This is a genomic window from Streptomyces sp. NPDC015127, from assembly GCF_043080095.1.
GTDB lineage: Bacteria > Actinomycetota > Actinomycetes > Streptomycetales > Streptomycetaceae > Streptomyces.
The window spans coordinates 221,951-233,760 of the sequence record NZ_JBIBVE010000009.1 but is presented as its reverse complement, the minus strand read 5'-3'; the positions used below and the strand labels follow the sequence as shown (position 1 = coordinate 233,760).

Here is an 11,810-nt window from a genome sequence, read left to right as displayed (position 1 = left end):
CGCCGCGGGCCCCGTCGACGGACCACCGAAACCGGCGCTCGCGGTCGTGGGAGCGACCGGAGCCGTCGGTGCGGTGATGCTCCAGATCCTGTCGCAGCACGCCGACATCTGGGGCGAGATCCGACTCGCCGCCTCCCCGCGCTCGGCCGGCCGCAAGCTGGCCGTGCGCGGGCAGGAGTGCGAGGTCGTGGCGCTCGGTGAGGACGTCTTCGACGGCATCGACGTCGCGGTGTTCCTCGTGCCGGGCGAGGTGTCCGAGCGATGGGCGCCGGTCGCCGTCGCCAAGGGCGCCGTGGTCGTGGACAACTCCCCGGCCTTCCGGATGGACCCGGACGTCCCGCTGGTGGTGCCCGAGGTCAATCCGCACTGCGTCCGGGTGCGCCCGCGCGGCATCGTCGCCAGCCCTCACGACACCACGCTGACGCTGGTGCCCGCGGTGGGGGCGCTGCACGCCGAGTTCGGGCTGCGGGAGCTGGTCGTGTCCTCGTACCAGGCCGCCAGCGGCGCCGGACGGGACGCGGTGGACGCCCTGCGCGCCCAGCTGTCCCTGGTCGCCGGTACGGAGCTGGGTACGGGTCCCGGGGACGTACGCCGTGCGGTGGGCGACGACGGGCTCGGCCCGCTGCCCGCGCCGCTCGCGCTGAACGTGGTGCCGTGGACCGGTGCGCCGTGCGACGGCGGCTGGTCGTCCGAGGAACTGGGCCTGCGCGCCGAGACGCGCAAGATCCTCGACCTGCCCGCCCTGAAGGTGGCGGCGACGTTCGTCCGCGTGCCGGTGCTCACCACGCACTCCCTGGTGGTGCACGCGCGCTTCGAGAACGAGGTCACGGTCGAGCGGGCGCACGAGATCCTGGCGACCTCGCCGGGCGTCGTCCTCTACGACGACCCGGAGGCGGGCGACTTCCCGACGCCCGCGGACGTGGTGGGGACCGATCCGACCTGGGTGGGGCGGGTGCGGCGGGCGCCGGACGACCCCTCGGCGCTGGAACTCTTCGTGTGCGGCGACAACCTGCGCAAGGGCGCGGCGCTGAACTCGGCGCAGATCGCGGAGACCGTGGCCGCCGAGTTCTGAGCCGCGCGGGCGGCGCGGATCCTTCTCGCCGACCGGCCCGGAGAACCTGCCGCGGACCCGGAACCGATAATCGGAACGGATTGTCTGCGCAGCTTTGTAGGATCTGCGTACGCCCTGTGAGCAACTCGAGGTCTGTGCCACTTGAACTGGGGCGCCAGCGTGTTCGATTATTCGCTTCCCCCTTGCTGCAACCGGTAGTTGGGCGGGAAGCGTCTTTGCGGTCGCCTCGGAACGGCGCCGCAAAAAGGGTGCATTGGGGATGAGCGAGTGCGCATAAGGGCATTTGGTGCACCGTCAAAAGCGGTGGCGTACGCGTACAACCCTGACGGGGGGCAGCGTGTCCAACAGGCGTGGCAGAGGTTCTCGACATCGCAGGGGTGGTCCCGGTCCGCGGCGCTTCGGTGCGCCCGCTCCGCAGGCCCCGCCCGACCGGCGGCATGCCGGTGATCGCACCCATGCCCGCCCCGCGGACCACGCGGCTCCCGGCTCAGCGGCAGGGCGCTGACGACGCCATGGCCGCCGGCACGACCGTCGATCACCTCACCGAGACCTACCGCGCCCACTACCGGTCGCTGCTGGGCCTCGCCGCCCTGCTCCTGGACGACACCGCGTCCTGCGAGGACGTGGTCCAGGAGGCGTTCATCCGGGTCCACTCCGCGCGCTCGCGCGTACGGGACCCCGAGAAGACCCTCGCCTACCTGCGCCAGACCGTCGTCAACCTCTCCCGCTCCGCGCTGCGCCGCCGCATCCTCGGCCTGAAGCTGCTCTCCAAGCCGATGCCCGACATGGCGAGCGCGGAGGAGGGCGCGTACGACCAGCTGGAGCGGGACGCGCTCATCAAGGCGATGCGGGGGCTGCAGCGGCGCCAGCGCGAGGTGCTGGTCCTGCGGTACTTCGCGGACATGACCGAGGCGCAGGTGGCCGAGACGCTGGGGGTCTCCCTCGGCTCGGTGAAGGCGTACGGCTCCCGGGGCATAGCGGCGCTGCGCGTCGCCATGGAGGCCACGGCATGAGCGGGGACGCGGACAGGTTTGACGCTGACAGGTACGAGCAGTACGAGCAGTACGGGCCGGACGGGCCGTTTGACGACCGGACTGGGAACGGAAAAGTGAGCAACGGGCCGGAGAACGAGCTGGGCGGCCTCGGCAAGGGCCCCGACGAGGACCTCTTCGCGGGCGTTCCAGGGGGACCGGGTGCGGATCCGGGCGGGGACGAGGAGGCCCTGCGCAGGATGCTGCACGGCATCGTCGAGGACCTCGAGCCCTCGGAAGGCGCGCTCGACCATCTGCGCCGGGCGGTCCCGGCGCGGCGCGCCCGCAAGCGCCAGGCGCTCGTCGGCGCCGCGGCGGCGGTGCTGCTGATCGGCACCGCGGTGCCCGCCTTCGTCCACGTGGCGAACGCGGGCGGCGGCGACCATGCCAACCCGGTCAACGCCGGGCACGGCGAGCAGGCCCAGGGCGGCACGGGCAACGAGCCGGGGGTGACCGGAGGGGACAAGGACCCGCTGGCCCCCTCGAAGGGCGGCGGGCAGGACCCCGAGGCCGAGGACCCGACCAGCGCGGCGCCGGGCGAGCAGCCGGGCGCGGGCGCGGGCGACGGCGCCTCGGGCGAACCGGTCCCGCCGGGCAGCGCGGGCGACACCGTGCCGGTGTGCGGCAGCGCCGACCTCGGAGTCGTCTCGGCCGAGACGAACCCTCCGGACCCCGACGGCAAGGTCTACGGCACCTTCCGCATCGCCAACGTCTCCCCGGGGAACTGCACGGTCGGAGGCGGCGGCGCCGTCGTCTTCCAGGCCATGGGCGCCGCCGACCAGGCCCGCATCAGCGTCGTCGCCCACACGTCGGGCGACGCGGCGGGAGGTCTGCCGGACCCGTCGGCGGAACAGGCGTCGCTGCTGCTGAAGCCGTCGTCCACGTACGAGGTCAAGTTCGCGTGGGTCCCGTCGGACACGTGCCCCACGACGGCCCCCTCGCCCGACCCGTCGCCCTCGGACGCCGGCTCGGGCGGCACGGACACGGGCGAGGGCACCTCGGCGGAGAACAACCCCGAGACCCAGCTGTCCTCGGAGGACGGCGGCACGCAGGACGGCAGCGTGGCGATCACCCACATCGCGGAGGCGGGCGCGCCGAACGCCCAGGCGACGATCACCAACGCCTGCGCCGGCACGATCTACCGCACGGGCCTGCTCCCGGGCCAGTGACCGTTGCCGCGGTGCGGCACGGTCTCGTCGGACGGGGGCGCGGACCCGGGGCCGGTGCCTGGCGGCGCCATGGGCACGTTCTCCTCGCACGGTGCGGGCGCGGCTGCCATGGCTCCGCGGTCCGATGCGCGTCCCCGCGCACGCCCCCCGCGGCTCATGTGACTGAGCGGGCGCTGTGTGCCACGCGGCGGGCCGGGGCGTGCGGCCGCGTGCGGATCCGGGCCGGAGGGCACCAGCTGTCCGTGGCGGGCGTGCGGATCCGGGTCGGAGCCAGCTGTCGCGTGGCCAGCGTGCGGATCCGGGTCGGAGGCACAGCTGTCGCGTGGCCGGCGTGCGGATCCGGGCTGGAGGGCACCCGCTGTCGCGCGGCGGCGTGCGGATCCGGGTCCGCCGGAGCGCAGTCGTGGGTGCGGCCAGGGCCTGGGGTCAGGACATCTCGGGCGTCAGCCCGAGTTCGCGGTCGCGGGACGCCTCCGCCTCGCGGCGGACCAGGCGGAACCACATGAACAGCACGAAGCCCGCGAACACGAACCATTCCCCGGTGTAGCCCAGGTTCTGGAACGCCTTCAGGTCCAGCCCGCTGTTCTCCGGGGCCGACGCCGGCACCGCCGTCAGGCCCTTGTCCGCCTTCGTCAGCGTGACCCACGCGTCGTACACGTCGTCCGGCACCAGGTTCACCAGCGACGCCGCGCTGATCATGCCCACCTGGCCGCGCGGCAGGCCGCCCGCCGCGTGGACCCCGTCCGTACCCACGGTCTCGGACGCCTGCAGCGCGCCCGTCACCGTCACCTCGCCGGAGGGGGCCGCCGGTGGGCGCTCGCCCTCGGCCAGCCAGCCGCGGACCACCGGCAGCGTCTTGCCGCCCTCCGTCCGCAGCAGCGTCAGCACATACGCGCCGCGCCTGCCGTCCAGCTCACGGTCCGGTACGAGGAACTGCTCCCCGTACCGGCCCGTCGCCGTCGCCTGCCGTCCCGACGTCTCCTTGTCGACGGGCAGGAGCTCGTCGAGGGGGGCCGCAGCGAGCCGCTCCTGCTCCGCGGGCCGCCGCTCGGCCTCCCGGTGACTGTCCACGCGGTCCTCGAACCTGCCCAGCTGCCACGAACCCATGAAGACGCAGAACGGGATCGCCAGCAGGACGAAGACGTTGATCCCCCACCAGCGGGGCGTCAGCAGGAATCGGTACACCCCTCCACGGTACGGAACGCGCCCGCGGTCCCTCGTCCCGGGGCCGGACCACGGGCCGTCCGCCGGTCTACGCCACCGCCCCCTTCAGATGCCGGTCCGCGAAGGCGATCTCCAGGCGCACCTGCTTGATGCGCTCCTCCACCACGAGCGAGCCGTGCCCCGCGTCGTACCGGTACACCTCGTGGACCGCGCCGCGGGCCGCCAGGCGGTCCACATAGTTCTCCACCTGACGGATGGGGCAGCGCGGATCGTTGACGCCCGCCGAGATGTAGACCGGGGCCAGGACGGCGTCCACGTACGTCAGCGGGGACGACGCCTCGAAACGCTCCGGCACCTCCTCCGGGGTGCCGCCCAGGAGTGTGCGGTCCATGGCCTTCAGGGCCTCCATCTCGTCGTGGTACGCCGTGACGTAGTCCGCGACCGGCACCGCGGCGAGGCCGACGGCCCAGGCGTCCGGCTGGGTGCCGAGCCCGAGCAGCGTCAGGTATCCGCCCCACGAGCCGCCCGCGAGCACGAGCCTTTCCGGGTCGGCGAGTCCCGACGAGACCGCCCACTCGCGGACCGCCGCGATGTCCTCCAGCTCGATCAGCCCCACGCGGTGCTTGAGCGCGTCCGTCCACTCCCTTCCGTAGCCGGTGGAGCCGCGGTAGTTGACGCGGACCACCGCGTATCCGTGGTCGACCCAGGCCGCCGGGCCCGCGGCGAAGGCGTCGCTGTCGTGCCAGGTGGGGCCGCCGTGGATCTCGAACACCGTCGGCAGCGGGCCGCTCGCACCGGCCGGCCGCTGGACCAGGGCGTGGATCCGGCCGCCGGGGCCCTCCACCCAGGCGTCCTCGACCGGCACCGAGGCGGGCGCCTTCATCCCGGGCGGGTCGAGCACGACGCCGCCCCCCGTCGAACGGACCTGCGGCGGCTGGGCGGCGGACGACCACAGGTACTCGACGGTGCGGTCGGGACGGGCGGTGGCGCCCGAGACGGAGCCGGCCGGGGTCTCCATCCGCGTCAGCTCGTGCGACGCCAGGTCGTAGCGCCAGAGCTCGCCACGTGCCTCGAAGTCGTGCGCGACCAGCAGGGCCGAGCCGTCCGGGTACCACTCGGCGTTCACATCGCCGGGGAGGTCGATCGCGAGGCCGGTCTGCTCGCCGGTCGCCACGTCCCAGATCATCGGCTCCCAGCGGCCCCGCCGCTGGTGCCCGACGAGCAGCCGGGTGTCGCCGTCGACCGGTGCGAAGCCGAGCACCTCCAGGCCCAGCTCCACCGTGCCGCCCTCGGTGTCGTCGAGCCCGGCCACCACCTGCCCGTCCAGCTTCAGCACACGCAGCGCGGAGTGCATCGCGTCCCCGTGCTCGGTGTGCTCGATGGCGAGGAGCGTCCCGTCACGGGAGAGGTCGCCGACGCCCGCCGACTCCCGGTGGCGGTAGATCTCGACGGGCTCCGCGCCCGGCCGTACGACATGGACGGTCGAGCCGTCCTCGTCCGTCGAGCGGCCGATCACGGCGGTGCCGTCCCGGCCTATGGCGAGACCGCCCGGATACGAGGGCTCCAGGCCGGGTGCGGCGGGCACGTCGTCCCCGCCGCCGAACGGCTGCCGCATCCAGACGCCGAACTCGTCGCCGTCGGTGTCCGAGAACCACCAGACGGCCTCGCCGTCCGGCGTGAGCACGCCGTCCGTGGTGCCGTTCGGCCGGTCGGTGACCTGTCGCTGGGTGCCGGTGGCGCGGTCCCATGCGTACAGCTCGTACGTCCCCGTCGCGTTGGAGACGAACAGGGATCGGTCGGGGGCATCCTCGGCCCAGTCGGGCAGCGAGACACGGGGCGCCCGGAAGCGCTTCTCCCAGTCGGGCATGCCGGGCATGTCGGGTGTGCTGAGTGCGTCGTCCATGCCCCCATCAAACCGGAAACCACCGACACGCTCCTCAGCCTGTGGACAACTCCTGGCACATACCTGACAACCGGGCGCCGGTCCGGAGCGGATCATCGTCACCGCCCACCCGAACATGCCCGCCGGCCCGAGTCCCGGGTCAAGAGCCCCGGCCCGCCCGGCCGGTGGCACGCCGCCGCCGAACGCGCCGTCACCGCACGACGGTTCACTCCCGCCCGGCCGGCGGTGCCGCATGGCGGCCCGGACCTGCGACCGGAGCGGCCGTCGCTCTCGTGATCGCCGACTCGACTGCCGCCACCCGGTCCGCGAGGAGCCCGAGTGACGCGACCGCTTTCGTCACCGGGTCGCCGTCCGGACCGCCCAGCGCCTGGGACCGGACGTACCGTGCCTTGATCTCCGACCAGCGGGCGGCCTGCTCGGGCGTGAGCGCCGAGCGGAGTTCGGCCAGCTTGAGCAGGGCCGCCTCGGCTCCGTCCGTCAGGGTCTGGGCCTCGTTCGTGTAGTGGTCGTCGATCACGGCGGCCAGCTCGGCGTCGTTCATCACCGGGCTGATCCGCTCCGCGATCCGGTTCAGGTTGCGGTAGGAGCCCTGGAGGCGGAACGGCGGTTCGGTGCGGGTCGCGTCGCTGCTCGCAGCCGAGGCGATGTACGCGCCGTTCACGGCGAGAACCGTGCGCACCGCGGTGAGCAGATGCCGCAGGACACCGAGGATCCGCTCCCGCTCGGCCGGTTCGTACGGGTGCCGCAGCTCCTCTGCCCGCGCCTCCGGGTCGCCGGACGCCAGCCGCACGAACACGTCGACGTCCGCGCGGTCGCGGCCCGCCAGGGGCGCGAGCACCGGGTGGGAGGTGAGCGCGTTCTCGACGAAGCTCAGCGCGAACACGTCCTCCTTGCCGCTCAGCACGTCGCCCAGGTTCCACACGTCCGCGCGGTTGGCGAGCATGTCCGGGACGCGGAAGCGCCCGCCGGTCCCGGTGTACGGATTGCCGGCCATGCACACCGCGAAGCGCTTGCCGCGCAGGTCGTAGGTGCGGGCCCTGCCCCGCCACACGCCCTCCAAGCGCCGCTGCGCGTCGCACAGCGAGATGAACCTCTGCAGCAGCTCGGGGGAGGTGTGCTGGATGTCGTCCAGATACAGCAGGACGTTGCTGCCCGCCTCCAGCGCGAAGTTGATCTTCTCCACCTCCTGGCGGGCGGTGGCGTTCGGTGCCTCCTCGGGGTCGAGCGAGGTCACCGAGTGGCCGAGGGCCGGGCCGTCGACCCTGACCAGGAGCAGGCCGAGCCGGTCGGCGACGTACTCGATGAGTGTCGTCTTGCCGTAGCCGGGCGGGGAGAGCAACAGGAGCAGACCGTTGCTGTCGGTGCGCCGGGACGCGTCCGCCGTGCCGAGCTGTTTGGCGAGGTTGTCGCCGATCAGCGGCAGGTACACATCGTCGATCAGCCGGTTGCGCACGAACGACGGCATGACCCGCGGCCGGTGCTCGTCCAGGCGCAGCCGCGCGCGTTCGGCGGCGGCCAGTGCCGTGCGGCGCTGCTGATAATCCCGGAATCCGGGCGCGACGGTCTCGCGGAACGCGCGGGTCCGGGCGAGGAACTCGTCGATCCGCACGGTCAGGGCGCGGCGCTCGATCCGCGGATGCGCGCCGAGCAGACCCTCGACCCGTGTCGTGAGCGGCGCCGCGCAGTCGTACCGGACGAGGTCCGGGCACAGCTCCACCGCGACCGCCTCGGCGAGGTCCTCGGCCCCCACGCCGGTATCGGTCGCCTGCGCGTAGGCGGACAGCCAGTTCTCGACGACCTGGCGGCGTGCCCGCAGGTCGTCGCCGAGCCCGGCCAGATCCTCCTCGTACGCCGAACTCCCCACGGCGCGGCGGAACTTCTCGAGGAGGGTGCGCACCGCGGCGCCGGTGACGAAGCCCTCCGGCGCGCTGGTCAGCTCCTCGAAGAGGTACTCCGCCGCGAGCGCACCGTCCGCTTCCCCCGCGATCGCGCCGGCCAGCTCCGCGCGGAACGCGCCGATCGCCGGCCCGAGTCCGAACGTCTCACGGGCGCGCGCCAGCGACACCGCCCGCCGCGTCCATGCCGTGCGCTGCGCCTCGTCGGTGCCGTGCGCCCAGAACAGCTGGGCGGCGGCCCGTGCCCGCGGCGGGTGGCGCAGCAGACCGGCGCCCGCGTGGAGCCGCAGCAGGGCCGCGAGGATCAGCGCCGCGTCGTGGTCGTGGACCCCGCGCTCGTAGCCCTCGTCGTACGCGGCCTCCGCCGCCTGCCGCACCAGAGAGGCGATGTCGTCGCGGCCGTCGAGGGCTTCGGCGCCGTGCTTGTCGAGCAGCAGGGCGGCCAGGTGCTCGGCGCGGTACACGTCCGCGTTCTCCGAGGGGAGCATCTGCTCCCAGTAGGGGCGGGTGTCCGCGAAGCGCGGGTCCGTACCGACGGGAGCCCGGTAGTCGGTGCCGGTCAGGGTGAAGGCCGGGCCGTCCCCGTGCGGTACGAGCGTCAGCTCGAACGGCCGGGTGTTGACGGCGAACCGGTGCCGGCCCAGCCGGATCACGGAGCCGCCGTCCGCGTACAGGTCGGTACGGTCCCGGTGTACGCGGGCCGCCTCCTGGCGGGCCGCCTTCAGCCTGCCGGTGAGCTCCTCCGCCCGTGTTTCGTCGCCCAGCCCGCGCAGCTCGTCGGCGGTGCGGCGCACCTTGGCGACCATCGGGTCGGTGGCGAAGTACGTGCTGACCGCGTCGTCCCCGTCGAGCGAGGCGGCCCGGCGCGCGACCGTCTCCAGCACCCGCGCGGCGGATTCGGCCAGCCGCTCCGCCCGCCGGGCCGAGGCGTCCTGCAGCGTCTGCCGGCGCGACGCGAAGGCCTCGTACACCTCGGTGCGCCGGGTGCCCAACTCGGCCAGGAAGCCGTCGGACTCGGCGAACCGCGACTCCAGGTCCTCCAGCCGCAGCAGCAGACCGGCCAACTGTTCATCGCAGGAGGCGGGGTCACCGGCGGCCGCGAGCGCGGCCGTCACGGCCTGCCCCAGCAGGGCGAGTTCGGCCGCGAACTCGGCCCGGCCCTCACGGGCGAGCAACTCGCGGCGGCGCGCCTCCAGGGTGGCGCGGGCCCGGTTGACGCCGCCGAGCACCTCGGCGATCCGCTCGAGGACCGACGTCCGCAGCACCGCGTCGCCGAACTCCAGCCCTGTCACGACCTCCGTGACGCTGCGCAGCGCCTCGGTCCGTGCGTCGAGCCGGTCCACGACGGGTGCGGCCTCCGCGACGGTGGTGACCGCCTCCGCCACGGCGGTCAGTTCCTCGATCTCGGCGTGGTACCCCGCGAACGCGTCCTCCCGCGCCAGGAACGACACCGCGCGCCGGGCGAAGGAGGCGATGTCCGCGTGGGTGTCCGTGACGAGCGCGTCGATGCGTTCGGCGTCGGCGTACGGCATCTCCTTGAGCGTGGCCAACTCGCCCTGCGCCCGCCGCAGTCCGGTCAGCCCGTCCACCCACGCGGCCGCGCTGCGCGGCACCTCGCCGCGCAGCCGCCGCACCAGGGAGCCGACGCGCTCGGCCGCGGCGTCCAGCGACGCGGCGGCCCGCGCGCTCAGCGTGCGCACGGTCTCGAACTCCGCGAGCACCTGACCGGCCGTGGCCCGCATCTCGTCCAGCGGCGTGCGCAGATCGCCCACGTCCGGGTCGCCGAGCCAGTGGTACGCGTCACCGGCCCGTGTGCAGGCGGCGACCAGCGCCTCGTAGACCCCGGTCGTCGTCGGCGTCGTGCCGGTGACGGAGCGGGCGAGCGACAGGCAGTCGGAGACACCGCGGACGAGGTCGGCGTTCCCGATCCGGGCCAGCGGACCCTCGCCGGCGGGGCGGGCGGCGGCGTACGTGTCGGAGACGTACGGGGACTGCCAGCGCTGCAGCGGGTGTACGCGGGCCGGCTCGTCGCCGCCGGCGCGCAGCACGAGCAGTGTGCCGTCCTCGAAGACGGCGTAGCCGTTGCAGACGAGCGGGGTGGCGACCGTCTTGTGGATCACGTTGTACGGGAGGAGCAGGCTGCGGCCAGCCGCCTGCGAGTGGAAGACGAACAGCACGTCCTCGCCGTTGGGCGAACGGACCGTCCGCTCGTGGCGCAGCGTGCCCGTCAGCCCGGCGTCGACGTCGAAGGTGCGGGCGGTGCCGGTCGCGGCGAGGTAGTAGCCGCCGGGAAAGACGAGGCCCTGGTCCTCGGGGAGGCGCAGACACGCCTGTCCGATGCCGTCGAGGCGCACGACGGACCGGGTGGCGGTGTTGAAGACGAGATGGCGGCTCGCCTCCTCCTTGTACGGGCTGATGCGCAGCAGGACCAACGGGCCCACGCGCGCGTACGCGACGTCCGCGTCGGCCAGGGACTGCAGCGGCTCGTCGACGGGCTCGCTGTGGATGCCCTCGCCGGTCTCCGTGTCGTTCTGCGTCTTCACGGTGAGCGCTCCGCCGACGGTGGAGACGAAGACGTCGCCGCGGATGGAGATGTGGGGGTGCCTGCCGAGGACGTGGTCGTCGCGGGTGGCCGCGGTCCACTCGACGTCGTGCGACGGCGGGAAGACGTGGTCGCGCTCGCCGCGTGCGTCGAGGAACCGGGCGGTGCCGTCCGGCGCGAGCGCCCAGCGCAGCACCCGGATGTCGCCCGCCGCCTCTCCGGTCCGGAAGACGGCCAGTAGCCTGCCGTCGACGCGGCGCAGCCGCAGGAGGCGTGCGTCGCGGTAGTAGCGGTGCAGCGCCTCGAACTCGTGACGGAAGGCGGCGTCGTCGAGCAGGCCGGGAACGGCGTCGTCGGGCAGCCGGTTCAGGTGGGTGTCGTGGAGGACGAGGACGTCCCCGACGGCGGCGGTGGAGGCGGCGCCTCCGGCACGTGCGCCGGGCGCGGTGCCGAAGCCGAAGAGCAGGCGCTCGCCGACCGCGACGATGTCCCGGGGCACGGTGTCGCTTTCGGTGGTGACGCGCTCGGTGCCGGCCAGGCGGAGCTCCATGGCGCCGAAAGTCTCGACTCGCCGGGCGTTCAACGCCTCGGCCCGCCGCGCGAGTTCCGCGGCCTGCGTCCTGAGCCGCTCCCGCAGCACCTCGTACGCCCCGGCCCCGGCTCCATCTACGGCTCCATCTGCGGATTCGTCCGCGAATGACGACGCCGTCTCGGACGGGGTGGGGTGTGCGGTAGGCGTGGTCATGTCCGTGCACTCGCTTCCTGCGCTGGTCGGCGGACGTGCGGCGTCGGGTGGGCGGTGGGTCGTGGGTGTGGCGGCCGGTGGGCCGGGGACCGGCCAAGCCCCGCGGGGCTTGCCCGGGCTCGCCCAGCCCCCGGCTCCCCGGGCGCCGCCCCCGGCGGGCGTACCGCCGAGGTCCCGCTCGCGGGCTCCTGGCCCCGGCGCCGCCGACCCCCGTGCGGCAGTGCCGGAGCCGGGGCGGCGCCCGGCCCCGAGGGCCGCCTCATTCGGCGTCCCTCGTGGACTGTGCTGT

6 protein-coding genes are annotated in these 11,810 nt (G+C 74.0%); 3 read left to right on the top strand and 3 right to left on the bottom strand.

Features of this window, described 5'->3' with window-relative positions:
- Nucleotides 1-46 precede the first annotated feature (46 nt).
- The 3 genes from ACF08N_RS19685 (at nucleotide 47) to ACF08N_RS19675 (ending at nucleotide 3,272) form a co-directional block, all read left to right on the top strand.
- Nucleotides 47-1,072, top strand: a complete 1,026-nt coding sequence (locus ACF08N_RS19685) for an aspartate-semialdehyde dehydrogenase (protein ID WP_392325892.1) — start codon at nucleotides 47-49, stop codon at nucleotides 1,070-1,072.
- A gap of 350 nt (nucleotides 1,073-1,422) precedes the next feature.
- Nucleotides 1,423-2,085 (top strand): SigE family RNA polymerase sigma factor, encoded by a 663-nt coding sequence (locus ACF08N_RS19680; protein WP_392325891.1) that lies wholly within the window; start codon nucleotides 1,423-1,425, stop codon nucleotides 2,083-2,085.
- A gap of 95 nt (nucleotides 2,086-2,180) precedes the next feature.
- Entirely contained in the window at nucleotides 2,181-3,272 is a 1,092-nt protein-coding gene (locus ACF08N_RS19675; protein WP_392325890.1) for a hypothetical protein, read from the top strand.
- Between the two features lie 426 nt (nucleotides 3,273-3,698).
- On the opposite strand, the gene ACF08N_RS19670 is transcribed toward ACF08N_RS19675, so the two are convergent.
- The 3 genes from ACF08N_RS19670 to ACF08N_RS19660 form a co-directional block, all read right to left on the bottom strand.
- Nucleotides 3,699-4,457, bottom strand: coding sequence for an SURF1 family protein (locus ACF08N_RS19670; protein WP_392325889.1), 759 nt, complete (start codon nucleotides 4,455-4,457; stop codon nucleotides 3,699-3,701).
- A 67-nt stretch (nucleotides 4,458-4,524) separates the two neighbouring features.
- Complete coding sequence (locus ACF08N_RS19665) at nucleotides 4,525-6,339, bottom strand: prolyl oligopeptidase family serine peptidase (RefSeq protein WP_392325888.1); 1,815 nt, start codon at nucleotides 6,337-6,339, stop codon at nucleotides 4,525-4,527.
- Nucleotides 6,340-6,544: 205 nt separating this feature from the next.
- The gene (locus ACF08N_RS19660) at nucleotides 6,545-11,521 is read right to left on the bottom strand and encodes a DNA repair ATPase (protein ID WP_392325887.1); all 4,977 of its coding nucleotides are present in this window, start codon (nucleotides 11,519-11,521) and stop codon (nucleotides 6,545-6,547) included.
- Nucleotides 11,522-11,810 lie beyond the last annotated feature (289 nt).

Coding starts and splice junctions, on each gene's coding strand:
- ACF08N_RS19660 (WP_392325887.1), bottom strand. CDS start 11,521: ATGACCACGCCTACCGCACACCCCACCCCGTCCGAGACGGCGTCGTCA.
- ACF08N_RS19665 (WP_392325888.1), bottom strand. CDS start 6,339: ATGGACGACGCACTCAGCACACCCGACATGCCCGGCATGCCCGACTGG.